24 protein-coding genes are annotated in these 26036 nt (G+C 48.2%); 9 read left to right on the top strand and 15 right to left on the bottom strand.

Annotated features, from left to right (window positions below):
* Positions 1-11 precede the first annotated feature (11 nt).
* Genes OCU49_RS05440 through OCU49_RS05430 form a run of 3 tightly spaced genes read right to left on the bottom strand, consistent with a single transcriptional unit; the run spans position 12 to position 3450 of the window.
* Positions 12-1385, bottom strand: a complete 1374-nt coding sequence (locus tag OCU49_RS05440) for an N-acetylmuramoyl-L-alanine amidase family protein (RefSeq protein ID WP_261843970.1) — start codon at positions 1383-1385, stop codon at positions 12-14.
* Between the two features lie 2 nt (positions 1386-1387).
* Positions 1388-1864, bottom strand: coding sequence for a tRNA (adenosine(37)-N6)-threonylcarbamoyltransferase complex ATPase subunit type 1 TsaE (tsaE, locus tag OCU49_RS05435; RefSeq protein WP_261843969.1), 477 nt, complete (start codon positions 1862-1864; stop codon positions 1388-1390).
* Positions 1865-1890: 26 nt separating this feature from the next.
* The gene (locus OCU49_RS05430) at positions 1891-3450 is read right to left on the bottom strand and encodes an NAD(P)H-hydrate dehydratase (RefSeq protein WP_261843968.1); all 1560 of its coding nucleotides are present in this window, start codon (positions 3448-3450) and stop codon (positions 1891-1893) included.
* A 44-nt stretch (positions 3451-3494) separates the two neighbouring features.
* On the opposite strand from OCU49_RS05430, the gene queG reads away from it, so the two are divergent.
* A complete protein-coding gene (gene queG / locus OCU49_RS05425; protein WP_261843967.1) occupies positions 3495-4628 on the top strand; it encodes a tRNA epoxyqueuosine(34) reductase QueG in 1134 nt (377 codons plus the stop codon).
* Between the two features lie 41 nt (positions 4629-4669).
* Here queG and OCU49_RS05420 read toward each other — a convergent pair whose 3' ends face one another.
* Both OCU49_RS05420 and orn read right to left on the bottom strand, forming a co-directional pair.
* Complete coding sequence (locus OCU49_RS05420; RefSeq protein ID WP_261843966.1) at positions 4670-6988, bottom strand: methyl-accepting chemotaxis protein; 2319 nt, start codon at positions 6986-6988, stop codon at positions 4670-4672.
* Positions 6989-7479: 491 nt separating this feature from the next.
* Positions 7480-8022, bottom strand: a complete 543-nt coding sequence (gene orn, locus OCU49_RS05415) for an oligoribonuclease (RefSeq protein WP_261843965.1) — start codon at positions 8020-8022, stop codon at positions 7480-7482.
* A gap of 167 nt (positions 8023-8189) precedes the next feature.
* On the opposite strand from orn, the gene rsgA reads away from it, so the two are divergent.
* The 6 genes from rsgA to OCU49_RS05385 all read left to right on the top strand — a co-directional run bounded on the left by rsgA (position 8190) and on the right by OCU49_RS05385 (position 14401).
* Positions 8190-9212 carry a small ribosomal subunit biogenesis GTPase RsgA gene (rsgA, locus tag OCU49_RS05410; RefSeq protein ID WP_261843964.1) on the top strand — a complete coding sequence of 341 codons (1023 nt, stop codon included), beginning with the start codon at positions 8190-8192 and terminating at the stop codon, positions 9210-9212.
* A 101-nt stretch (positions 9213-9313) separates the two neighbouring features.
* Positions 9314-10906 (top strand): HDOD domain-containing protein, encoded by a 1593-nt coding sequence (locus tag OCU49_RS05405; protein WP_261843963.1) that lies wholly within the window; start codon positions 9314-9316, stop codon positions 10904-10906.
* A 31-nt stretch (positions 10907-10937) separates the two neighbouring features.
* Positions 10938-11756, top strand: a complete 819-nt coding sequence (locus OCU49_RS05400; RefSeq protein ID WP_261843962.1) for a sulfurtransferase — start codon at positions 10938-10940, stop codon at positions 11754-11756.
* Positions 11757-11848: 92 nt separating this feature from the next.
* Positions 11849-12700, top strand: coding sequence for an archaetidylserine decarboxylase (asd, locus tag OCU49_RS05395; RefSeq protein ID WP_261843961.1), 852 nt, complete (start codon positions 11849-11851; stop codon positions 12698-12700).
* A gap of 103 nt (positions 12701-12803) precedes the next feature.
* Positions 12804-13838, top strand: a complete 1035-nt coding sequence (gene ygfZ / locus OCU49_RS05390) for a CAF17-like 4Fe-4S cluster assembly/insertion protein YgfZ (RefSeq protein WP_261843960.1) — start codon at positions 12804-12806, stop codon at positions 13836-13838.
* On the top strand, positions 13835-14401 hold the full coding sequence (locus OCU49_RS05385; RefSeq protein ID WP_261843959.1) for a hypothetical protein: 567 nt from the start codon (positions 13835-13837) through the stop codon (positions 14399-14401). Before ygfZ ends, OCU49_RS05385 begins: the two co-directional genes overlap by 4 nt.
* Before the next feature lie 144 nt (positions 14402-14545).
* Here OCU49_RS05385 and OCU49_RS05380 read toward each other — a convergent pair whose 3' ends face one another.
* Positions 14546-15358, bottom strand: coding sequence for a hypothetical protein (locus OCU49_RS05380; protein ID WP_261843958.1), 813 nt, complete (start codon positions 15356-15358; stop codon positions 14546-14548).
* Positions 15359-15416: 58 nt separating this feature from the next.
* Positions 15417-16820: a Na+/H+ antiporter NhaC gene (gene nhaC / locus OCU49_RS05375; protein WP_261843957.1), complete on the bottom strand. Its 1404-nt coding sequence runs from the start codon at positions 16818-16820 to the stop codon at positions 15417-15419.
* Between the two features lie 111 nt (positions 16821-16931).
* Between nhaC and OCU49_RS05370 the strand changes: the two genes are divergently transcribed.
* The gene (locus OCU49_RS05370) at positions 16932-17876 is read left to right on the top strand and encodes a LysR substrate-binding domain-containing protein (protein WP_261843956.1); all 945 of its coding nucleotides are present in this window, start codon (positions 16932-16934) and stop codon (positions 17874-17876) included.
* Here the strand turns inward: OCU49_RS05370 and OCU49_RS05365 are convergent.
* The 5 genes from OCU49_RS05365 to prfB all read right to left on the bottom strand — a co-directional run bounded on the left by OCU49_RS05365 (position 17852) and on the right by prfB (position 22722).
* Complete coding sequence (locus OCU49_RS05365; RefSeq protein ID WP_261843955.1) at positions 17852-18736, bottom strand: DMT family transporter; 885 nt, start codon at positions 18734-18736, stop codon at positions 17852-17854. The two genes, OCU49_RS05370 and OCU49_RS05365, sit on opposite strands and share 25 nt — an antisense overlap.
* The gene (gene ung / locus OCU49_RS05360) at positions 18737-19471 is read right to left on the bottom strand and encodes a uracil-DNA glycosylase (RefSeq protein WP_261843954.1); all 735 of its coding nucleotides are present in this window, start codon (positions 19469-19471) and stop codon (positions 18737-18739) included.
* Positions 19468-19920: a hypothetical protein gene (locus OCU49_RS05355; protein WP_261843953.1), complete on the bottom strand. Its 453-nt coding sequence runs from the start codon at positions 19918-19920 to the stop codon at positions 19468-19470. Before OCU49_RS05355 ends, ung begins: the two co-directional genes overlap by 4 nt.
* Before the next feature lie 116 nt (positions 19921-20036).
* On the bottom strand, positions 20037-21509 hold the full coding sequence (gene lysS, locus OCU49_RS05350) for a lysine--tRNA ligase (protein WP_261843952.1): 1473 nt from the start codon (positions 21507-21509) through the stop codon (positions 20037-20039).
* 118 nt (positions 21510-21627) lie between these two features.
* Positions 21628-22722 carry a peptide chain release factor 2 gene (gene prfB / locus OCU49_RS05345; RefSeq protein ID WP_261843951.1) on the bottom strand — a complete coding sequence of 365 codons (1095 nt, stop codon included), beginning with the start codon at positions 22720-22722 and terminating at the stop codon, positions 21628-21630.
* Positions 22723-22927: 205 nt separating this feature from the next.
* On the opposite strand from prfB, the gene OCU49_RS05340 reads away from it, so the two are divergent.
* Entirely contained in the window at positions 22928-23686 is a 759-nt protein-coding gene (locus tag OCU49_RS05340; RefSeq protein WP_261843950.1) for a sulfite exporter TauE/SafE family protein, read from the top strand.
* A gap of 59 nt (positions 23687-23745) precedes the next feature.
* On the opposite strand, the gene OCU49_RS05335 is transcribed toward OCU49_RS05340, so the two are convergent.
* The 3 genes from OCU49_RS05335 to OCU49_RS05325 form a co-directional block, all read right to left on the bottom strand.
* Positions 23746-24573 (bottom strand): class I SAM-dependent methyltransferase, encoded by an 828-nt coding sequence (locus tag OCU49_RS05335; RefSeq protein ID WP_261843949.1) that lies wholly within the window; start codon positions 24571-24573, stop codon positions 23746-23748.
* Between the two features lie 302 nt (positions 24574-24875).
* Complete coding sequence (fldB, locus tag OCU49_RS05330) at positions 24876-25397, bottom strand: flavodoxin FldB (RefSeq protein WP_261843948.1); 522 nt, start codon at positions 25395-25397, stop codon at positions 24876-24878.
* Between the two features lie 78 nt (positions 25398-25475).
* Complete coding sequence (locus tag OCU49_RS05325; protein WP_261843947.1) at positions 25476-25805, bottom strand: phasin family protein; 330 nt, start codon at positions 25803-25805, stop codon at positions 25476-25478.
* Positions 25806-26036: the final 231 nt, after the last annotated feature.

Raw genomic sequence — 26036 nt, 5'->3', positions numbered from 1 at the left:
ATCAGCAGTTATCAACTGGTTGGAATTTGCAGCACCTGACCAACACGGATATGATCCGCATTTTTCAGGCCGTTAGCTTTACGTAACGCTGTCATTGATACACCGTTACGACGGGCAATCACCGATAAAGTATCGCCTCTGACAACCTTATATTTTCCAGCAGTCGCTTTACGCTTGCTGCCACCCTGTTTCTGCCAGGCTAGGTAAGTCAGCGCCGGCGGTTTGGAAACAAAGTGGGCTTTAATACCAGCAAAAATCGCTTGCGCCATTTTCTTCTGATAGGACTTTGACTTTAGTTTTCTGGCTTCATCAGGATTAGTAATAAAACCCGTTTCAACCAAAATCGACGGAATATCTGGGGATTTGAGTACAACGAATCCAGCCTGTTCCACCCGCTTCTTATGCATTTTGGCAAAGCGGCTCATATTCTTGTGAACTGTTTCAGCAATTACCCTGCTGTCGCTACGACTCGCAGTCATCGACATATCCAGCAATACTTTTGCCAGGACATCATCTTTATCTTCAAGACTGACACTGCCAACACCACCAATCAAATCGGTGCTATTTTCCCGTTTAGCCAGCCAGCGTCCCATTTCACTGCTTGCTCCCCGCGGGGACAACACCCACACAGAGGCACCTTTCGCCCGTTTATCCTTGAAGCCATCTGCATGGATAGAAACAAACATATCAGCGTTATTTTTCCGCGCCCGGCTGGTGCGACTTCGCAAGCTGATGTAGTAATCTCCGTCACGGGTCAGCTGCGGTGTAAAACCGGGTTCTTTTTTCAGCAGTTTCTTCAGTTCCCGGGCAATCCCCAGAACCACATCTTTTTCTCTTTCACCCCGCGGGCCAACAGCCCCAGGATCATCACCACCATGACCAGCATCAATGGCGATTACCACATTACGTAATTTATCAGGGTTATTTGCCGTAGCAGTTTTCACCGTCTCAGCGACTTTTTCGGGCTGATATAAATCGACAACCAAACGGTGACCATACTTATCATTCGGGCTTAGCGCGAAGCTTTTTGCTCGAACATCCGACTTCAGATCCAACACAATGCGCAGATTTTTTTTATCTTTCGCACCACTACGGATACGTTGCACAGGACTCTTGGTGAGGTTCAGCTGTTTAAGATCTGCAGTAAATTTGGAATTTTCCACATCCAACACGATACGGTCGGGGTTCTTTAGCGTGAACAACTTATGATTAGCGCTTTTACTGAGATCAAAAACTAAACGGGCATGATCCGGTGCAATCCACAAACGTACGTTCTTAACATCAGCCGCATTCACTCCCACAGAAACAAACAAGCACAGTGAGATCAGGCTTAAGCTCGCAAGCTGCAGGGCAAAACGGGACACACGCAACATATTCAGTTTCATCTTCACTCGCTATCAAATTGCAGATTTGCCAACAATTGCTGACCTTTTAACGTCTGCGGCTGCAACTCAATCAGACGGCCTTCGTTCTGCACAGTAATATTCAGTAACATGTCTGCCGGCGGTAAAACGCCCTCACCTTTTTCCGGCCACTCGATAAGACAAAGCGCATTATCATGGAAGTAATCACGGACGCCAAAATACTCAAGCTCTTCAGGATCACCCAACCGGTAAAGATCGAAATGATAAATATCCCGATCCTCCAGCTCATATGGTTCTACTAATGTGTAGGTAGGACTCTTAACCGCACCTTGATGACCGGCACTTTGAATAATGCCACGGCACAGAGTCGTTTTACCCATACCCAAATCACCATTCAGGAAGACCACTCCACCTAAACCTGACGCCGCTAAACTGCCACCAAAAGCCACCATGGCAGCTTCGTCAGCGATAAAAAAACTTTGCAGTTGGTCACCTGACACCTTACTTACACCCTTTAATCTATCTGTCATTTTGGGGAAACGTTAACAACTTTCGGTAATTGTGCCAACAGATCAGTGGCTTGCATACCTCGCTGACCATCTTTTGCCGCCTCATCAGCCGCTTTTGCGTGTATATATACCCCAAGACGGGCAGCATCTATATATTCCAGCCCCTGCGCCAGCAACGCACCGACGATGCCACTGAGAACATCCCCCATACCACCTGTTGCCATCCCGGGATTACCTGCTGAACACAAATGCATAGCATCACCATCACAACTCAGCGTGCCAGCCCCCTTCAGCACCAGAGTTCCGCCAAAGCGGTCCTGTAAAGCTTCTGCTGCAGCAAAGCGATTGACCTGTACTTTGGCAGCGGAGGTTTCAAGCAAACGTCCGGCCTCACCCGGATGCGGAGTTAGTAACCAATTTGAATGCATTGTGCCATCAAGCTTTTCATTTATGACTAACAGATTTAGCGCATCAGCATCCATCACCAACGGTTTTTTATCCGCCCGACAGTTATCCAACACTGCCATTAACAACTGCTCCCCCCATGCGCTCTGCCCTAAGCCTGGCCCGACAACCACGACTGACGCTCGCTCAATTAACGCCGCGAGATCATGCCCGCTTCGCACCCCATGCGCCATAACCTCCGGCGCTCTGGTCAGCGCTGCTGTGACATGTTCCGACCGGGTTGCCAGGGTCACCAGGCCAGCGCCACTTCTGCCAGCTGCCTGAGCAGCCATAATCGCAGCACCACCCATGCCATGATCACCACCGATCACCAGCACATGTCCAAAATGGCCTTTATGACTGGATGTACCCCGTGCAGGCAAGAGCTCAGCCAGATCATCCTTACAGGTTCTGAAGCCACTGACAGGAATAGACTCATAGATATCGTCAGAAATACGCAGACTGTCGAAATGCAGATACCCACAGTGATCCACACCTTCATGGGTCAACATGCCTTGCTTCATACCGATAAAAGTAACCGTATGATCAGCGCGTACAGCATCACCTAATACCGCGCCGGTATCGCTGCATAAACCGGAAGGTATATCCACCGAAAGGACCGGCTTACCCTCCAGGTTTATCTGCCGGATAGCACCAACAAAAGGCTCCGCAACGACGCCACTTAAACCTGTGCCTAATAACGCATCAACAATGACATCACCCTGCAAAGACATACCCAAACGATAACGGTGGCACTCAACACCCTGATCACACATCCAGTCATATGCCTGACGAGCTTCACCCCGCAGTTGTACGGAAAAATCATCCATCCGGGCAACACAGATCACCTGCACCTGAATTCCCTGTTGCTGCGCTAATGCGGCCATGACAAAGCCATCGCCACCATTATTACCGGTACCACAGAGAATGCTTAATGAACTAACCTCCGGCCACTGATGCATCAGGCGGTCAAAAGCGACATGTCCGGCCCGCAACATCAGTTTGAAACCTGGCATTCCGGCACTGATCGCCGCAGCATCCAGTGCCCGGGTCAGTTCAGCTGTGTATAATGCAGCGGGTAATTGCGAAGACTTAGCCACGATATCTGATCTCGACTGGGAATTTGGCTTCATTATATCCAACCTACAGTAAAAACAGCTACCACGACTTAGCCATAATGAATCAAGATTCGAAATCACTCGCCGACCTCAGTCAGGCCATTAAAGCAGCAGCACTCACGCATGGTTTTCAACAATGCGGCATCAGTGACACCAATGTAATGCCTGAGTCAGACGCTTATCACCGCTGGCTGAAAAAAGGTTATCACGGTGAAATGGGCTATCTGGAAAACAATATCGATAAACGTCTTGATCCAGCGTTACTGGTAGAAGGTACCCGACGGGTTATCTGTGTCAGGATGAACTGCCTGCCGCCGGATATTCAAACCCTCAGGATTCTTAAGAATCCGGAAAAAGCCTATATCTCCCGCTACACCATGGGCCGCGATTATCACAAGCTGATGCGCAAGCGCCTCACCCGGCTGGGTAAAGACATTGAAGCCTTAATCGGTGAGTTCGGTTACCGGGCCTTTGTCGACAGCGCTCCGGTGCTGGAACGCCCACTGGCCAGAAAGGCAGGTATTGGCTGGCAAGGTAAACATAGTCTTATCCTCAACAGAGAAGCCGGTTCCTGGTTTCTGTTAGGAGAACTGTTTGTTGATCTGCCGTTACCAGTCGATGACCCTTACACTGAAGAACACTGCGGAAAATGCCAGGCCTGTATTGATGTTTGCCCTACCAAAGCAATTGTCGAGCCATACGTCGTCGACGCCCGCCGCTGCATTTCCTATCTGACCATTGAATTTAACGGCAGCATACCCTTAGAACTGCGCCCGCTAATGGGCAACAGAATTTTTGGTTGTGATGACTGTCAACTGATCTGCCCCTGGAACCGTTTTGCCCAATCGTCCGCTGAAGACGACTTTAAACCCCGCCACGGACTGGATGACAAAGCTCTCACAGAATTACTTAGCTGGGATGAAGCTACATTTCTGAAACGCACCGAAGGCTCCGCTATTCGTCGAAGTGGTTATCAGGGCTGGCAACGTAATATAGCAGTTGCACTGGGCAACGGCGTTAGCAGCCCTGAATCACGACTCGCACTGCAAGCGCTGTTAAGCACCCCCACTACCAATGATCTGGTGAAAGAACATGCGCAATGGGCACTGGATAACCTGGATGCCCGCGAGACAGATACAGTAACTGTTCTGCCAATTGCTGAGCATCCGCGAGCAGCCAAACTGGCCGACTGATACTATGCGTTAACGCTTTACTCTGACAGAACAGTCGACAATCAGGTTTTAAACCGCCCAACCAGACTGTGCAGCCGATCAGCCATCTGGCTTAATTTATCGGTATCCCCGGCGGACTCCTGAGCGCTATCCAGGGTTGTCTCAGATAAGGTATCAATCTCAACTGCATTCTTTTCGATATCTTTAATAACATCCAGTTGCTCATTAACTGCTGTAGCAATCTGCGTTTGCATTGCTTCAACATCCGCCATCAGACGCTTAGTTTCATCCAGTTCCGTTGCTGTTTCATTAACCATGGCAATGCCACGCTCAGCATTCTCCATAGAGTTCTCAACCCGACGCACAGAGTCATCCGCGGTTTCCCGTAACTTCTCCATTGTTTCCTGAATATTCACAGTGGCTTCCTGGGTCCGTGAAGACAATGTACGCACCTCGTCAGCTACCACCGCAAAACCACGCCCCTGCTCACCGGCGCGGGCAGCTTCTATTGCCGCATTCAATGCCAGCAAACTGGTTTGTTTAGCAATGTCATTAATGACATCTAGAATCGAGCTAACCTGATCAATTTCGCCGGAAAGCGCATTAATCGAATCAGCCGACTCCCGGGTAAAGCCAACCAGCTGGTCAATTTCACCTACAGAACGCTGTGCATTATCGGCGCCGCTGACCATTTTCTCACCGGCACTGACCATTGCATTAAGTGTTTCATTACTACTCTGAGCAACATGATCAATCGAATACGAAAACTCCGTCATGGCAGTTACAATCAATTCACTCATTGAACGTTGCTGCCCCATACGGGAGGCAGTATCACCGGACTGCTGCGCCAGCTGATTAGTAACAGCTGTCAGGCTTTCTGCCGTTTCACTTGCCTGTGCAACAACATCACGAATATTGGCGACAAAAGCATTAAAAGCAGTTGCTAACTCACCGATTTCATCCTTACGTTCCGCGCTTGCCAACTGAGTTGTCAGATCACCATCGCCTTCAGCGATTTCCTGAAATGAGGTAACCAGTTCACGCAGTGGATTAACCAATAACCGCGACAATAACAAACCAAACAGAATTGCAGCCACCAGAACCACCAGCACCACAACACCACTGGTACGGGTAATAGAACCCAGTATCTGCTCTTCACTGACGAATGCTTCTGCGCTGCTCATTTCTGAAATCAGCGCCCATCGTAAGCCGTCAATTTCCAGTGCTGTAAAAGCGGAAAGCACCTCTTCGCCGTAATAACCCTGCGTGCGGATAACACCCGAATTCCCCTGCAAAGCTGACGCAACACTTTCTGAGCTAACTTTCTGCAGCGCCACACCGGTACGGCGATTCTGAATCTGCTCAACGCTGTCCTGCCAGCCAGTCACTGTAATTTCACTCAGGTATTTATCTGGAGACTCAATTAAACGCCGGCTATCGGTACGTAAACGCTGATCATCACCAACCAGATACACCTCTCCACTCTGACCTAAACCCACATCTGCCCAATGCTTATTACTGGTCAGCGCAAGCGTTACCCGCTCTACAGGCAAACGCACAATCAAAGTACCGATATTCTTATCTTTTTCAAAAACCGGTGAAGAAAGGAATGCTGCAGGGGTTCCGAAGTCAGCGAAGTAAGTATTGATATCCGTCAGAAACACCTGGCCAGCCGCTGCATCTTTAGCCTGATTCCACGCCTGGATCAAACCACTGTCATTACCTGCAGATAAATCAGTCGCGTAATCAACGTTCTTCGCAACAGAATACACAACCCGACCTTCCGGGCTGACTATCAGCACATCCGGAAAGCCAAACTCCTCCTGTAAACGGCGCAAACCAGGATGATACTGCGAATGGTAAAGATCGTAGCGGGCATTAAACTTAGTAACTTTTTTTGCCTGATCTAACGACTGTTTAGCCCCCAGTGGATTTGGGTTAGTACTGATATAACGCATCTGAAAATAACGTGCTGCATCATCCAGAGCCCCCTGAGCATTCGTTGAGTTTGCCACGTCAAAACCCGGGTCTCTTTGCTTAAACTCATTCGTAAAGGCACCACTATAAAAGCTATCCAGGCTTTGCTGCTGCTCAGCGTCTACTTTTTTATTTAAATCAAAAGAGCTGGAAAAATACCCGGTAGCCACCACCGTTTGTTCATTGGCAGCAATGCTTTTCACCAGATTTTTCAGATCACTGATATAGCTGACAAGCTGGTCTTTTTTCATTTCCCGCACAGCTATCAGCTTTGCAGACGCCGCGTCATCAAGGGCGACATTGACTTCATTGGAGGTGGCATACATTACAACTGCACTGGCGCAGATCAGTGGAATAATGCCAATAGATACAATGGCCAGTAAGATACGTGTCTTGATCGTCATACTGCTTCTCTCAATACTCGAAGCCGCCGACAGGGAATGTTACGCAGACAGTTACACGAAACACCCAGCCCGAAAACAGCCACAGTTACGCACGTCCATATGTCACTTCACCAGCGTCCGGCTGAGATTTATTGTTTTATGAATCTAAATGAAGCGGACACAACAACATTCATATTGTTCAGGCAGGCTCCCTCAAGCACACCGAACAGATGACTATTAATAAACCCTGTTTAAAAAAAAATAGAAACCCTGCAGGAACGCAGAAATTTGCTGTAAATCAGACCAAAATGGCTTTATCAAAAAATAAACCCCGGAGAAGCCGGGGTTTAGACATAAAACAAAAGCTACTTAGTAAAGCTTAGCCATTGAAATAAAAGAAATAAATACATCCATAACCGTAAATATTAAACCGCTAAATTAGCACTCACTCATTCTAAAGTTTAAGATACTCATTTTGGGCATCGGTCACAGCTGTGAATAACTTCACCAGATCACAAATTAAAGAAGTGTTCCCGGTAATGTTTCAATTCATTGATAGAATCTTTAATGTCATCCATCGCTAAATGAGAGCCCTTTTTCGCTACACCATTCAGCACTTCAGGCCGCCAGCGACGCGCCAGTTCTTTAATGCTGCTGACATCCAGATTACGGTAATGGAAATAGCCTTCAAGCTCAGGCATGTATTTCACCAGAAAGCGGCGATCCTGACCGATGCTGTTACCACAGATCGGCGAAGCACCGCTATCAACGTATTTTTTAACAAACTCAATGGTTTCTTCTTCAGCCTGACGCTCACTGATTGATGATGCCTTCACCCGGGCAGTCAGACCTGAACCGCCATGTTGATTAGTACACCAGTCATCCATCGCATCCAGAAGTTCATCAGACTGATGTACCACCAGACTTGGCCCCAGCGCCAAAATATTCAGATCCGCATCAGTCACAATAGTGGCAATCTCGATAATACGTTCTTGTTCCGGATCAAGGCCGGTCATTTCCAGATCGATCCAGATAAGATTATCTTGCCTAGACATACGGCAATTCCCCTTAGATTTCAGCACTGTTATTTAAAAGTGTTATAGAATACCTTAGCAGGCCGCTGAAAAACTATCTGCATAACATCTGTAGTGATAAAAAAACTTCTTTTCAGCGCCCAAAATATAATCAGATCCCACTGCATCTATACGGCGCAACAAACTTAATGGCCAAACGTAAACTCACCCGCCGTCAGGCGTGGCGCATACAAAAGATTCAAGACGAACGTTCTGAACGGGCAAAGCGAAAGAATTCCAATATCGATCAAGAGCTTGAAGGCGGCGATCTCGGACCGGAACAGCATGGTCAGATCATTTCCCACTTCGGCCGACAGGTAGACGTTGAAGCTCTGGAAGGCGAACACTGTGGCGAAATTTTCCGTTGCCACATGCGCACCAACCTGAGCACACTGGTTACCGGCGATAAAGTTATCTGGCGCGCCGGTGCTGAGCACGGCGTTGTGGTAGCTACTGAAGAACGTCAGTCAGTCCTGCAGCGGCCAAATAACCATGGCGAACTGAAACCCGTCGCGGCGAATATTGACCACATCGTTATCACGATCGCGGTTGAACCCACGCCCCACTACAACCTGATCGACCGTTATCTGGTCGCAGCAGAAGCCAGCGGTATTGAGCCTATCTTACTGGTGAACAAACAAGATCTGCTTAACGACGAAAACCGCCAGTATATCGAAGAGATGATCAACCTCTACACAGGCATCGGCTACAAAGTACTCCAGGTTTCCAGTACCAGTGAAGACAGGCTAGACGAACTTAAAGCCATTCTTAATGACCGAATCAGCGTCTTCGTTGGTCAGTCAGGGGTTGGAAAATCATCTCTGATTAACGCCCTTCTGCCAGGCGTTGATCTGAAAGTCGGCGCTCTGTCCGAGTCGACCCGTAAAGGTACTCACACAACAACTACTGCCCGCCTGTTCCACTTTCCTGATGGAGGCGACCTGATCGACTCACCGGGTATCCGGGAATTTGCCCTCTGGCATATTGAAAAAGACCGCATCATCGAAGGCTTTACCGAATTCACACCTTTTCTTGGTCTGTGCAAATTCCGCGATTGCCAGCATGAGCAGGAACCTCAATGCGCGATAAAACAGGCCATTGAGGAAGAAAAAATCAGTCGTCAACGGGTAAATAGTTACAAACATATACTCACTTCGAGGGAAGAAACTTAACTATCTTGTAAATAAAAGGTTTAATGTGCCGAAAACCTCTCTTAACAAAGACTTAACCAGAGTGGTTTTCGTTTGATCAGTGACCGGCACCAGGACCATTAATGAGTACGATCCAGCCATACGACGCAGAAGAATGGACGCAGTATCTGACGGATAGAGATTTTTCCGTTCGCGCCAGTAGTTTACGTCGCATTCAAAAGGCATTGCAGTCCGATAAGACATCCATGAAGGATCTTAACCGACTGATCAAGTCTGATCCTTTACTCTGCCTCCACGTCGTGAAGGCGGCCAGCATCCTCCACGCGGAAAAAGGTTCCGTCGTCACCGGTGTTGAACATGCCATCAGCTCATTAGGCACAGACAATCTCGAAAAACTGATTAACAGCATGAAAGGCACCCGCCTGAATGCACATAGCACTGCCGATAAAATGTACTTCCGTGCAACTGCCAACAGCCACCACGCTGCTGTTCAGGTACGTTCCTGGCTGGAACACGCCCGTAAAGGCATGTTTACCGAAGAAAGTTATCTTGCGGCACTGTTCTACGGCATAGGCCACTGGGCACTCTGGCATCATGCACCACTGCATATGTCACAGATGCAGATCAAAATCCGTGAACAGGGTAAAGACAGCGAAACCGTCGAACGCGAACTCTTTGGTTGCACCATTAAAGACATATCCCATGGCCTGGCTGTTTCCTGGAACCTGCCCGAGCTGGTTCAAACCTCTTTAGCTGAAGACTTACCGCTAAATAAACGTACATTGATGAAACTGCATCAGCGTTCGCTGGAAGATCCGCGCCTCAGAGGCGAAGAATTACGGGAACTGAACCACCTGGTTCAGCAACGCTTTTTTCCAGTAAAACTATCTAACTGGCTCGCAGGTACCGCTACTTTTGGCTGGCATAAGCCAACCACACTGCACATCATAGATATTGTCAGTGACTACCTGAAAAGTGAGCTTGGCAGCACTATGAGCCTGCTACACAAGAATTGTGCGCAGTCATCCCGCGATTACTTTGTAGTCGGTACGCTGACACCGGCAGCAGAAATGTTATTTATCCCTTCCAGTCATCAGGGGGGATACAAGCTTTCAGAAGCTGAATACAAATTCTGCAGCAAACACTTTCCAATTCCACGACCGCGTAAAATTCAGACGGCAGTTGGCTCCGACTCTAAGCTGAAAGACCCGGCACTGATCGCCACCGTCAACGAACGCTTCCTGCAATATGCGCAGGATTATCAGCATCCGTCTGAAGTGTTAAAAGATTTACTCAAAGTACTGGTCCAGGGCGTAGGAATGGAACGGGTGAGCCTGAACACTCTTAATACCCGCAGTCAGATTCTCAAAGTTATTCACAGCATTGGCTTTAGCAGTGATCATCCGCTTAACCAGTCTCAGCATCAGACAGACACACAAGGTCTGTTTAGCCGCCTATATGATAAAGTGGCCTGCATTATGGTAAATCAGGATAATACCCACAGAATCAGCAAGATGCTTCCAGACAGCTATAAGCAACACATTAATGATTCTAACTACTTATTAATGTCAGTCTTTATGAACAGCAAACCTGTTGCTATTGTCTATGCAGATATGGGCGAAGCAGCTACAGAAATAGAAACCGTACAGCATAAACAGTTTAAGCAACTCTGTACGGCGGCAACCAGCTGTCTGGCGGCACTGTCCAAGAACTAAATTTAATCCGCTACACTCCAGGATACTGTATATGTCACTGCCTTTACTGGTTTCTCCTGCACAGCTTGCCGAACAACTTGAAAATGACGCCAGCCAGATAGTAATCATTGATCTGTCCTCGGCTGAGCATTACGCAGCTAAACACATCCCCGGCGCCAGACACATGGCACCGGCAGGCTTACTCTGCGGCCAACAGCCTATCCCTAATAAACGGCCGTCTGAAGAGCAGCTCAGCACATTATTTTCTGCGTTGGGCCTGACACCGGAAAGTCACGTCGTGGTTTATGATGACCAGATGGGGCCACAGGCCGGCCGTATGATCTGGACCCTGCACGCTGCCGGGCATAACGCCTGTTCATTTCTGAATGGCCACCTCAAAGCCTGGGAAGATGCCGGCTATACCACCAGCTCAGATGTACCGGAAATAGAACCAACCGATTATCAGGTTAGCCTCGACACAGCCAACCTCGCAGATATGGAATACATACTTACTCATCTTAATAGTGCAGAGCACTGTATTCTGGACGTCCGCTCCCCGGCGGAATACCGCGGTGAGAAAGTTATCAACGCGACCAAAGGCGGCCATATTCCCGGTGCAGTTAACTATAACTGGACCAATGCCCTGATCTCTGAAGATGACACCCGCCTGCGACCGGCTGCAGAAATCATCGCCGAACTGGCAGCTCTGGGAGTCACTCCGGATAAAACCATTATTACCCACTGCCAGACACACCGCCGTTCAGGTCTGAGCTATCTCTTTACTAAGTATCTTGGCTTTGAAAATGTCCGCTGCTACGATGGCTCCTGGTTCGAATGGGGTAACCATCCAAACACACCGGTTGAGCAGTAAATCCTTCCGAATCAATCAAAAATTTCTTACTACCCGCCGACAGATACACTCTCTCGGCGGGTATATTTTGTTAAACGACCTGGATTCCCTAAGTGAAAGATAAAATCTTCATTCTGTTACAGCATGTTCTGCCTCAGCATTTACTGTCCCGTTTAGTTGGCAAACTGGCAGACTGCCGGATCAACTGGGTGAAAAGCACCTTCATCAGCTGGTTCGCAAAGCGTTACAACGTCAATATGAGTGAAGCCGTTCAGGAATCTCTGAACGCCTACCCGGATTTCAACAGTTTCTTCACCCGGGAAATCAAGCTCGACCGTCGCCCTCTGGCTGACAGCGATATTATCAGCCCTGCTGACGGCGCTATCAGCCAGCTGGGTCCCATCGACCATGGCCGCATCTTTCAGGCAAAAGGTCGAGGCTACGCTCTGACAACCCTGCTGGGCGGCTACAACGACCTAGCCGAGCAATTTATTGATGGTCAGTTCGCAACAGTTTACCTGTCACCTAAAGATTATCACCGGGTACACATGCCAGTAACCGGTACTCTGCGTGACACTATCTACGTACCAGGCGACCTATACTCAGTTAATCAGACGACTGCTGAAGGCGTCGAAAACCTGTTTGCGCGCAATGAGCGTCTGGTGGCAATTTTCGATACTGAATACGGCCCGATGGCAATGATACTGGTAGGCGCAATGATCGTCGCCGGAATCGAAACGGTATGGGCAGGCCAGGTTGCACCTCAGCAGCGTAAGACCTGGAGAATTGAGCACACGCCAGAACCTCAGGAACCCATTACACTTGAAAAAGGTGTTGAAATGGGCCGCTTTAAACTGGGCTCAACCGTAATTCTGCTATTCGGCAAAGACGTTATTGAATGGCAGGAAAACCTGCAGGCAGGCAGCCCGGTTAATCTCGGCCATGCTTTTGCTAACCGGGTTTAAATTCACTACCTGTAACTCCATATAACAAACTCATACTTAACAAAGCAGCTTACCTCCGGAATAAACCGGTACCGTAACTGCTTTACGGCAAGAAGGTCATGCTATGAGCACCTGGCACAGCATCTTAGAATCTCAGCAGATCAGCATTGACGAACAAGGCTATAGTCATAGTCCTGCAGCTGCTAACCCGGCACTCAGTATTACACCGCTGACGCATCTGGGCATTTTCAATGTTATAGGCACAGAAGCAGAAAAGTTTCTTCAGGGGCAAATCTCCTGTGATATGCGGGATATCAATAACGGTTTCAGCCGACTGGCATCACACAACAATGTCAAAGGCAGTATGATCAGCCTGAGCCGGGTAATGCCCGCTGAAGGTGGCTTCTGGCTGCGCACTAACCGCCAGATCCTGAGTAACGCACAATCAGTACTTAACAAGTACATGATGTTCTCTAAGGCAGATAGCAAAGACATTAGCGACACTGTTGTCGGCTTGGGCATTCAAGGCAATGATGCTGTTCAAGCACTGTCAGCTTTAAGCAGTGAGCTACCGACTGAAACTGATCAGTTCGTTAACCTTGAAGGCGGCGTATTAATTAAAGTGCCCGGTGAAAGATATGAACTCTGGCTCGAAGTTGAGCAAGCTGAGCAAGTACTCAGCGCACTAGCCACAGACGGCGCTCTGACCGGCAGCGAAAACTGGTTACTCAGTGAAATTCAGCAAGGTATTCCGTCACTGACACCGGATACTCTGGAAACCTTTATTCCACAGATGACTAACCTGCAGGCCTTCGAAGGTGTCAGTTTCCGTAAAGGCTGCTATACCGGCCAGGAAATCATTACCCGCTTACAGCACCGTGGCAAACTCAAACGCCCTATGTTCCGTCTTAAAGTACAGGCAGACACTACACCTGTTGCAGGTACAGTACTGGCCACAGCCGCCCGTGCCAGCGTCGGTAATGTTGTTTGTAGCGCACCTGCCGGGGAAGGTGAATATGAACTGCTGGCAGTTATGCTCAAAGACGTATTTGATGACGGCGAGCAAAGCATTCACCTGGAATCAGTCGAAGGCCCACAACTGGAACGCCTGAGCCTGCCATACGTACTTGATCCAGAATTATTCGAATCTAAGCGATGAGCGATCCTATTCTGCTGAAAGTCCTGCACCTGGATAAACAGGCGCAGGATGCCTTACATGAACTGTTCAGCCATTCCGTACGGCGTATCTGGATAGAAGGTATGAGCAGCGTTCTGGGTAGCGAGCTGTATCGCGCCCGTCAGTTACGCTTTAGCTGTGGTGATACTCAGTGGCTTGAAGTCAGTACCTGCCGTCAGGCATTCCAGGACGGTTTCAGTTTTGGTCGACTGGATTGCAACTTACGCGCAGACGTAAGGCCGGATGAAGACACCAGTTGCTGGTTAGAACTTCCTTCTGACAGCTATCTGAAAAGTATCGAAATCTATCAGCAACAGGAACGCTTCGACATTGTCGCCAGCAAATTACAAATGCCATCAGAAGCATTCAATTACGATGCACTGATCCTGCTACGTTTCGATCAGGGGCCTGGATTAATGATTGGCATCGAGCAGGACTTCATTGATGGAGAATTAATTGTTCTGCTCAGTGATGACCCGGATAGCCAGATAGGTGAAAACCTGCATCTGCGTCGCCAACTCAATGCCCGGGACGAGACAAGCTAAGCTCTACACATAATGCAGCATAAAAAAAGGCGTTCCCATTCGGGTCACGCCGTTTTTTTTATTCACGACTGCTAACCAAACGACAGATACATAAACGCTTACCTGCCAGCCCGACTACACAGAACTAAACCAATAACATATCAACTATACAAAACGAACTTTAGCCAGCTCACCACAGGATTTACGCAAAATAACAGTCGAAAACTCAGAGGTTGCTGAGTAGATCACCATATACCGCCCTACCAGATATGCATCCGCATGAATCGCCCAGGGTCCCATATGCAGACCATAGCCAAACGGTACCTGAAATGCTGATACCTCATCCTTACCATCAGCATTACGCTTGCCAATAATCAGATAACCGCCCGCGGTTTCATCCAGTGGCATATGAAAATGTGGACGGTCATGCACTTCCAGATAAGCACCACCGCCCTGCGCAGGATCCAGCAAATACTCTTCTGCATAATCCTCACCCACAGCGGTTACCGTTACCGGCAAATTACCACTGCTTTTAAAGCTCAGAGCCTCACCTACAGGCACAAGATAGCTGTTGTAATACGCCAAATGCTCAGCGGTTGTCTCTGCCACGGGAATATCCAGCGTCTCATCCCCTTTTGGCAACAGATAGCGACCGTTCCCCCCCAAAATATTGGCATCATCAATGGTCAGGTCTACTTCAGACTGCCAGTCCCCCGTCAACTCCAGACTGGGCGGCTTTACCGCCTCAGGCATTGGTTGCACCTGCATATCTGCGGCTGTAATCATGCCTTCCATTGTCAGCTGATAAACCTCATCAGGCGCTGCATAACCCAGAAAATTCTCCGTCCGCATATATGCCTGATCCGTATTACCTATACGGTTTACCATTAATACCGGCACATCTTTTTGCAGGTCCTCTGGCAATGCCCGCAGGCCTGCCAAAACATCATTCTGGGCCGCTGAAAACTCAATGGACATTTATTAACTCCTTCAAAAAACTGAAACGTCCGGCTGAAGCAGCCGGACATTTCATTTATCAGGCAGCCGCAGGCTGCATGGGTGACTTCTTACGGAACATAGCTACACCTATGTAAGCCAGCCCGATTGATAACAATGGATTAATCCAGTTCAGTAGCGCCCATGGCGCGTAGTCCAACACCTCCACACCCAGTGTGGAAGCAAAGAACGCCCCACCAGTCGTCCACGGAATCAATGCGGTTGTCAGAGTTGCACCTTCTTCCAGCGAACGGGACATAACGGAGCGATCAATATTGTGTTTATCATAAGCATCACCGAACAATTGCCCACCCAGAATGATAGACATGTAAGCTTCACCCATACTCATATTGCCGACAAAACAGGCCAATATGGTCGTTGCGATCAAACTCGCTGCACGCTTTACCCGGCTGAGAATGCCGGCAATTAAAACCCGCAAAAAACCAAACCCGCTTAAGATACCGCCCAGCGCCAGCGCCATCAGTGCCAGAGATAGCGTCCACATCATCGATGAAATACCACCGCGACCAAACAACTTATCCAGAGTCGGCACACCGGTTTCAAAAGAACCTCCGCCATACAAAGAACCCAGCACAGAAGTAAATTCAGCACCCTGCATTACAATCGCCAGCACAACTGCGACAACAGCCGCAGACATCATGGCAACTTCAGCACTAACCTTCTTCAGGCTCATCACCAGCATCACCAGAAAAGGCAGCAGGCACAGCAGATTAATAGAATATGTATTAGTAATACCCGCTAACATTGCACTCAGCTCATCCTGAGGTAAGCGGTTATCCATATAACCCAGCCCCATGAACGTAAAGATTGCCAGCGTAATAAGATACGCAGGTCCGGTGGTGTAGAGCATGCTCTTAATATGACTATACAAGTCTGTACCGGAAGACATAGCTGCAAGGTTAGTGGTATCAGATACCGGCGACATTTTATCGCCAAAGCAGGCTCCGGAAACAACCATACCCGCCACTAGCGGCAACGGAATCCCCATCGCTTCACCAATACCCATTAACACAACACCAGCAGTACCAACCGTTCCCCAACTGGTACCTGTAGCAACAGACATAAAACTACACAGGATCAGACCTGCAGGAAGAAACACCACCGGAGACACGAACTCCAGTCCGTAGTAAATCAGTGCAGCTACTGTGCCGCTCTGAATAAACGCGGCAATCAGTACACCAATCAGAATAAATATATAGATTGCCGACAATGCACCCTGAATGCCGCCATTCATTGCCTCTCTGATAGATTTGAATCCATCCTCACTAAGTCGCCAGGCACTAACGCCGGCAATCAGCAGACAAATTAACATTAAGCTGTGCAGGCTGGTTTGCAGATAAAAGAGCCCCACACCAATCACTGTTACGATGGCAGCGAAGGTCAGCAAAGACTGTCTGAAGCTCGGATTATGTGTGGTATTCACAAACACTCTCCTAGATTTGTTTTTATATTTTTGAGACTGCACGGTAGCAAAGTAATATGCCTTGCCCTATCCTAATCTGCTTAAACAATCATTAGAAAAAACTAATAACAAATGTTCTTATTACCATCATTACAAGCATTAAAGATATTTGAATGTACCTGTCGACTGAGCAGTTTTACTAAAGCCGCTGAAGAACTTGGAGTCAGCCAGGGCGCCATTAGTCAGCATATAAAAGGTCTGGAAGTACGAGTTGGCTTTGAAGTATTTAGCCGTGAAGGCCGGCAGATATCACTAACACCCGCCGGCGCTGAATTATTAGCTGCAGTAAAGCATGGTTTAAATCACATCCAACACTGTATTGAACTGGAACGCCGTAAACAGCACAGTAATGAACTGGTATTATCGGTCCTGCCCGGCTTTGCGATTCGCTGGTTATTCCCACGACTAATGGCGTTTAACGAGGCTTACCCGCATATCAAAATTTCAGTAAACGCCGTTGCCAGCCCGTTAGATTTTGATCTCTATCACGCTCATGCAGCACTGGCTTATGGCCCCAAAGAAATCCGCAGCAGCAAACTCTCTGCTTTGTTTAATGAGCAGCTGATGCCAGTATGCTCACCAGATTTTGCCCACCAGCATAATCTGCAGCCACCTCTGGACCAACAACAATTACAACAACTGGCGGAACTACCTTTACTGGGTGATGAAAGCCCGACCCCACCACCTTACGGTGACACCTGGGGCTTTTGGGCAGAACAGGTCGGTATAGATCTGCCAACCGATAAGGTAGGGCGACACTCTCAGTCAAACATTACTCTGCAACTGGCCGAACTGGGTCACGGTATAGCAATTGGCCGGACATCACTGGTGATGGATGCGGTGAAAAGAAAGCAGTTAACTGTTCTCACAGACATCTATGTTGATAATCCATGCAGCTATTTTTTATGTACAAACCCAGCCATACCTGCCAGCAGCGCATTACATACCTTCACCGACTGGTTAATCACCAGCAGCAAAACGATTCAGGCGTTTCAACTGGCGGACGTTTTAGACTGACGGGTTTCCCGATAGAAGCTGTAAACCCCGGCAAGGGCGATTACCAATCCGCCCATCAGCATATAGTTATCCGGCACTTCATCGAAAACCAGATATCCCAGCAAAGCCGCCCAGATAAGCACGGTATAGCGGAACGGCGAAACAAAGGCGATATCCCCGGCACGCATGGTCATGACGCCGCACAGATAACCGAAGAAGATAAAACCGGCAGCACCGCTCAGCCCAACCATCACAGGCCATGTCAGCGGCTGCCAGGTTTCAAATAAAGACAGAATACCGCTACTGACAGTTACCAGTAACGAGCCTATTAAGGCCACAAAAAGTGAGGATACATCACTGGAAAACTGCCGGGTAGAAAGATCTCTAAGTACCAGAAATAAAACCCCGGCAACTGAAAACATTACATAAATATTGAAATTATCTGCCCCGGGTCGCACGATGAGCAAGACACCGAGAAAGCCGACAATAATCGCCAGATAACGCCGCCAGCCAACCTGTTCACCTAACCAGATCGCGCCAATAAAGGTAATCACCAGAGGCACAGCCTGCTGAATCGACGCTGCCGCAGCAATTGGAATCTGCATTAAACCGGTGAGGTAGCAAAGGGTTGAACCACTTTCCCCTAATGCACGCCAGCCCATCCAGAAACGGTCACGCTTTTCCAGGCTTTGGCGTAATACACCATAACGCCAGGCCAGCGCTGCTATCAGTGCAGTTACGATCAGACCGCGAATAAAAATAGACTGATACAAACTGATATCTGCGGCCAGATATTTCATGATGCTGTCGTTAAACACGAAACCGGCCATACTGGCCATCATCAGCATCGCGCCACGCATATTGGGGTTATCAGCAAACACTTAAAACAGCGCTCCCTGATCCGGTTTAACGTCAATATTCTCGAGCAACCAGTTAACCGGTTCCCGCCCTGCAGTTTCCAAATATGTATTTACCTGGCTAAAAGGCTGGCTACCAAAAAAACCACGAAATGCAGATAGCGGTGACGGGTGGGCAGACTCAAGAACCTGATGTTTTGCTACATCAATCATGCTGGCTTTTTTCTGCGCATGACTGCCCCAGAGAACAAACACCACATCACTGCATTGCGCATTAACTGTCTCGATGATTTTGTCGGTAAAAGACTCCCAGCCTTTTTTCTGATGCGAACCGGCCTTGTCATATTCAACCGTCAGCACTGTGTTCAGCAGCAATACTCCCTGCTCCGCCCAACACTGCAGATTGCCATGATCCGGCGCCGTATAGCCTAAATCTGACTCAAGCTCTTTATACATATTCTTCAGTGAAGGTGGCACTTTGACACCGGGCATGACAGAGAAACTGAGACCATGAGCCTGACCCGGCTGGTGATAAGGGTCCTGCCCCAGAATAACCACCTTTACTTTATTCAGCGACGTCGCCTGCAATGCCTGTAACCAGTTACCCTCAGCCGGAAACACCTGCTTGCCAGCAGCTACCTCAGCATCCAGAAAATCAGCTAACTGCAACATATAATCCTGCTGCAATTCTGTTTCAAGATATTCTGACCAGCCTTGAGTGCTGGCTAATTGCTGACGCAGCGTGACTAAAGCTGTCATTCACTTTCCCCACTGTCTTTTACTTTACCTAATGGCCTGCCCCGCATGACATCCCGGGTGAAAACCTTACCGTGCCATAAAGAGTAATAACGCAGTTTGCCAGGACCATGGGAAATAATGCCAGACAAGACAATCGACAGCATATACAGCCAGAGATCATAAGCTTCCCAATAGAACCAGGCCAGCGCCAACAGAACCACTTTAAGCATAATGATCTGACCACGAAGCTGTATTAGCCAGATACCATCACTGTATAGTTCTTTAAGCACCATCAGGCCACCGCTAGCCAGCGTTAGCAACAGATAGTGATGCCAGACTTCCTTAGGGAGATCGAACAAAAATGCCCCGGACAATCCGGCAATCCCAATCAAATGCAGGGTACGTAAACCAATACTCAACCAGCGTTTACCGGGAATATTGCGTTTCTTTTCAGGAATTAACCAACTCATTTTTTATACCTGTACCACAGTTATCAACAGCAACTACCTGCCATTAATAATGCGACGACCTTAAAACAAAAAAGCTGCGGCGACTTCTCGCGGCAGCTTTTCCCCTGCTTCGACGTTTACGCTCGTGGACGCATTGCCGGAAACAGAATAACGTCACGGATAGAATCACAATCCGCAAAGAACATCACCAGACGGTCGATACCAATACCTTCACCCGCCGTTGGTGGCAGGCCGTATTCCAGCGCGCTGATGTAGTCATCATCAAAATGCATTGCTTCGTCATCGCCAGCATCTTTCTCTTCAACCTGGGCACGGAAACGCTCAGCCTGATCTTCAGAGTCGTTAAGCTCCGAGAAGCCATTTGCCACTTCACGGCCTCCGATAAAGAATTCAAAACGGTCAGTAATGAACGGGTTGTTGTCATTACGGCGTGCCAGAGGTGACACTTCGGCAGGATATTCAGTGATGAAAGTTGGCTGATCAAGGCGATCTTCAACTGTTTTCTCGAAGATTTCGATCTGCACTTTACCCAGACCGTAACCATCTTTCAGGGGAATACCCAGCTTGTCGGCTACGGCACGGGCAGACTCAATGTTATCGATGTCAGACGCAGTCAGGTCCGGATTGTAATGCAGGATAGAATCAAACACGCTGATGCGACGGAAAGGCGCACCGAGGTCATATTCCTGTTCCTGATAAGTCATAGTCGTGGACCCCAACACATCCTTCGCCAGAGTGCGTAGCATGTCTTCGGTCAAATCCATCAGGTCGTTGTAATCCGCATACGCCTGGTAAAACTCAAGCATGGTGAATTCAGGATTATGACGGGTTGAAAGACCTTCGTTACGGAAGTTACGGTTAATCTCGAAAACCCGCTCAAAGCCGCCAACAACCAAACGCTTCAGATACAGCTCTGGCGCAATACGCAGGAACATATCACGGTCTAGCGCGTTATGATGTGTCACGAAAGGACGTGCAGTCGCACCACCCGGGATAACCTGCAACATAGGTGTTTCAGCTTCAACGTAACGACGTTCTGTCAGGTAATTACGAATACCGGAAACAATCTTCGCACGGATCTCAAACACCCGACGGGAAGTATCGTTAGTGATCAGATCCACATAACGCTGACGGTAACGCATCTCTGTGTCTTGCAGGCCTTTATGCTTGTCTGGCAGCGGACGCAGGCTCTTAGTTAGCAGCTGGTACTCACCCAGGTCGACATACAGGTCGCCCTTGCCTGACTTATGCAGAATACCGGTTACACCAATGATGTCACCCAGGTCCAGGCTCTTAGCAAATGGACGCGCTTCTTTATTCACGTAGAACTGAATACGGCCAGTCATATCCTGAACAACACCGAACGCACCGCGATTCAGCATTACCCGGCCAGCAATGCTGACCGTGATCGCCATCTCTTCCAGCTCTTCTTTAGACTTTTCGCCATAAGTATCCTGAAGATCCTGCGCGTAGCTGTCACGACGGAAGGCATTCGGAAACGCCTGACCCGCTTCTCGCAGGCCGTTAAGCTTTTCACGGCGCTCGGCAATCAAACGGTTTTCATCTTGTTGCTGAGTATTATCAGACATGGTGTTCGGAACCTTTAAATGGTGAAATCTTGTCAATGTCTCAGCGCTGTATTTTCAGCGCTGAAAACTAATAATGTATTGCTGTCTCTTTTTAACAGCTCAGTTTTACAAGCCAGCCTTACAGACCAGCTTTCAAACTCGCCTCAATGAACAGATCCAGATCGCCGTCCAGCACGCGGTCACAGTTACTGCTCTGTACATTGGTACGTAAATCTTTAATGCGCTGGTCATCCAGTACATATGAACGAATCTGACTACCCCAGCCAATATCCGCTTTATTATCTTCAGTTTCCTGAGCAGCTTCACTTCGCTTCAGCATCTCCATCTCGTAGAGCTTTGCGCGCAACTGCTTCATACAGGTATCTTTGTTCTGGTGCTGAGAACGCTGGCTCTGACTCTGCACCACAATTCCCGAAGGACCGTGAGTAATACGTACCGCAGATTCAGTTCTGTTAACGTGCTGACCACCAGCACCGGACGCCCGGTAAACATCAACCCGCAAATCTGCAGGGTTAATTTCAATATCAACATTGTCATCAATTTCAGGGGATACAAATACCGAAGAGAATGACGTATGACGACGGCCACCGGAATCAAATGGTGACTTACGTACCAGACGGTGTACACCTGTTTCTGTGCGTAACCAGCCAAACGCATATTCGCCCTGAAAGCTGATCGTTGCAGACTTAATACCTGCCACATCACCGGCAGAACATTCCAGCAATTCAGTTTTGAAGCCTTTATCTTCGCCCCAGCGCAAGTACATACGCAGCATCATTTCAGCCCAGTCCTGCGCTTCAGTACCACCGGAACCGGCCTGAATATCAAGGAAAGCATTGTTGCCATCAGCTTCACCGGAGAACATCCGGCGGAATTCAAGCTGGCTGAGCAGAGCTTCTAAGCCAGACACTTCACCGCGGACTTCTTCAACAGTATCTTCATCATCTTCTTCAACAGCCATTTCCAGCAGCTCTTCTGCTTCGGCAACGCCATTAGTCAGATCATCAATCGTCTTTACTACGCCTTCCAGAGTCGCACGTTCCTTACCCAATGTCTGGGCACGTTCAGGCTCGTTCCATACTGCTGGATCTTCCAGTTCACGGGTCACTTCTTCCAGGCGATCCTGTTTCTCGGCATACTCCAGATAACCGCGCAGTACTTCCGTACGTTCGCTGATATCTTTCAGGCTGGTAATGATTGGATTAACTTCCATCGTAGATGATCACACTCGGCAGTTGAATGAATGACTCCTCAGCAGGAAAAAACACCGCCAGACAAGCCAAATAAAAAGGCACAGTATTTTACCCGAAGTCAGCGCCAGTGAAAACGGTTGAGTCGGCGAAACCCGGCAATTTCCGCTTATCCCGCAGATTCGCTATGATGCATACCCCTGATATGGACCGGAACAGCTGAGAATAATGGAACTATCCCTCGTCACTATACTGCTACTGATAGCTATCGGCATTGCCTCCGGGATCATCAATGTACTCGCTGGGGGTGGCTCTAATCTGACATTACCGGTGTTAATGGTAATGGGTATGCCGGCCGAAATTGCTAATGCCACTAATCGACTGGGCATTTTTCTACAATCAATCACCGGTGTGCTCGGTTTTAAAAGCAAAGGCAAACTGCCCACCGATGATATAGGACCAATCTTACTACCAACGCTCATCGGCGGTTTATGCGGCGCTATTGCAGCCGCCTTCTCTCCCAGCTGGGTACTTAAACCATTATTACTGGGCGCTATGCTGACCATGGCGCTGATCATTCTGTTACGCCCTTCAGTTGTCTGCCCACCCCCAGGCACCCAGGCACACAAAGTCAGTCAGCGCCGTTCATCCTGGTGGTGGCTGGGTATTGCAGGCTTCTATGGTGGTTTTGTTCAGGCAGGAGTGGGGTTTATTTTGCTGGGCGCGCTGGCTGGTAGCCTTCGCTATGACCTGATCCGAGCCAATGCCCTGAAACTTATCTGTTCACTGGCATTCACAGCTGTCGCACTAGCCGTGTTCATTTCACAAGATCAGGTGTTATGGCTACCAGGATTAATATTAGGCGCAGGCGCCATGATTGGCGCAAGAATTGGTGTGCATTTCGCTGTCAGCGTGAAGCAACAAACCCTCAAATGGTTTCTGTTCGTCATGACACTATGCGGTTGTATAGCTGCATTGTTTTTCTGAAAAACATTTCAATTGAAAAGCCCGTCGAGCAACAACGGGCCAGTTAACCTCACCGCTTATCAGTCTTTAATAAACTTCAGCGTCATACGATCACTTTCACCGATTGCCAGATACTTATCACGATCAACCTCTTTCAGACGTAAAGTCGGTGGCAAACTCCAAACACCTTTTGGATGATCTTTTGTATCTTTAACATTAGCATTCACTTCCGACTTACCAAGTAAGCGAAAACCGGCAGTTTCAGCTAATTCAATCATTTTCGCTTCTGTCACATAACCACTGACGATCATATCGTTTAGCGAAGTACCGGGTTTAGCCCGATGCTCAACAATGCCTAAAATACCACCGGGCTTCAACGCTGCATACATACTGCTGAACACACCATCAGCGTATTCGCCCTTCATCCAGTTATGTACATTGCGGAAGGTAAATACCCGGTCAACACTGTTAGCCGGCGCTATTTCAGGTCGTTCAGGGATAGCCAGATCAGTCACTTTCACTGCACTGTAATTTTGCGGATCATTGGTCAGCTTAGCTTCAAAGCGTAGTTGAAAGTCCTTTCGCCACTTAGGGGTTCGCTTAGCCACTTTAGAAAAACCTGCGGCATAAAACTCACCCTGATCTTTTAAAACAGGCGCCAGTATTTCAGTATACCAACCACCACCAGGCCAGATTTCCACCACACTCATATCAGCATCTAATTCAAAAAACTGAAGTGTTTCTAACGGATGGCGATAAACATTACGTTGTTTATTCTTATCAGAACGGTGTTCTCCGTCCATGGCCTTTAGTACATTGGCACTGATGTCTGAAGAAGCAGCAACAGAAACCACCGGAAATGCCAGTAAAACGGACAAGCCCGCTATCGTGAATGATCGTTTGAACATCTCGCCTTCCTTATTCAGAATAATGTCTGAGCATTAATATTACTCATCAAAGGACATTCGGAACTCAGCGGAGTTCAGGCAAAACAAAACTTTGCACGATTGGCCTGCTTTACAGGTTTTTTTTGACGCTTCAGCTAGTAATTTTTCTTTAGAGCCATTTTCCAGAACGGCATATCAGATCCCCATATCAGAAAAGCCCTCAAGAGCTTTTTATTCAGACACCAGTCGCTAAAAAGACAATTCTCTGTAAAAAAGCTAAAAGACCTTCTCTGACAATTACGGATAGACTACAAACAAAAAACTCACGCAAGACCAAGCTCAGGCTTAATCTGTTCACACCAGACTGCAATGCGCTCATCTGTTTCGCCAGTCTGACCATCATCATCCAGCGCCAACCCGACAAATTGAGACTCATCAGCGTTAAGAGCTTTTGAAGCTTCGAAGTCATAACCCTGATTTGGCCAGTGACCAACTATATGTGCACCGCCTTTCTGCAGTTTCTCATGCAGCATCCCCATGGCATCCAGAAACCATTCGGGATAACCAATCTGATCACCCAGACCAAACAACGCACAGGTTATACCGCTAAAATCCAGATCATCGATCTCAGACCAGATATCGTCCCAGTCTTCCTGAAGCTCGCCGAAATCCCAGGTTGAAATACCAAAAATCAGATATGAATATTTATCAAAACCTGCCAAACCGTTATCAGCCACGTCATACAAACAAACATGCTCGCTACCTAACTGTGCAGCTATACGTTCAGCAACATCTTCTGTGTTACCAGTCGTTGAACCGTAAAATAAACCGATACTCTGGGACATAGACTCTATCCAAAACACTGACAAAAACGGCCTTCATAGAAGACCGTATTAGAAAGGCACGCATATTACCTGTGAGGTTCAGGGTTTGGAAGCAAACGCCTCAAAGGAGTCCTGCGCCAACTTTTCTACTGACGCCTGGGCATCCGCCAGGGCTTTAAGATTATTCTCGTTGGCAACTGTCAGACTTGCTTCCAACTGACTGGCGTAGGCTTTTTGTAACTCAACCAGCTGTTCAGCAGAAGAACACTCCTGCAAAGCCTGTGTTTGCTGCATAGTGGCGTCAATACAAGCCTTAGTACAGGCCATCTGTTGCTGAGTGAGTTGCTCAAGCATTTTCGTCTGTATATCCACCAGCTCTTTGAACGGGCTCATCGACTGATCCAACGCCTTAGACATATCCTGAAACATACACACCTCCACAAACCCGATTATTCGCCAGCATCCTGCCGACAGTACAAATAAATATTTAATAGCGATATCAAGCAGATATCAATAATACAGACTCAGTTTGAGTACAAGCTAAACATGCCTCTTCATACAATATATACATTGACCTTCATCCGGGACTTCAAGTTCAGTGTTAGTTGTTCAATACCAAGTACAAGTTACCAGCTCTAACGACCATGGCTATCCGAAGAA

The sequence above is a fragment of the Aliamphritea ceti genome, from assembly GCF_024347215.1.
GTDB lineage: Bacteria > Pseudomonadota > Gammaproteobacteria > Pseudomonadales > Balneatricaceae > Amphritea > Amphritea ceti.
This window is presented reverse-complemented; position numbering and strand designations above follow the sequence as displayed.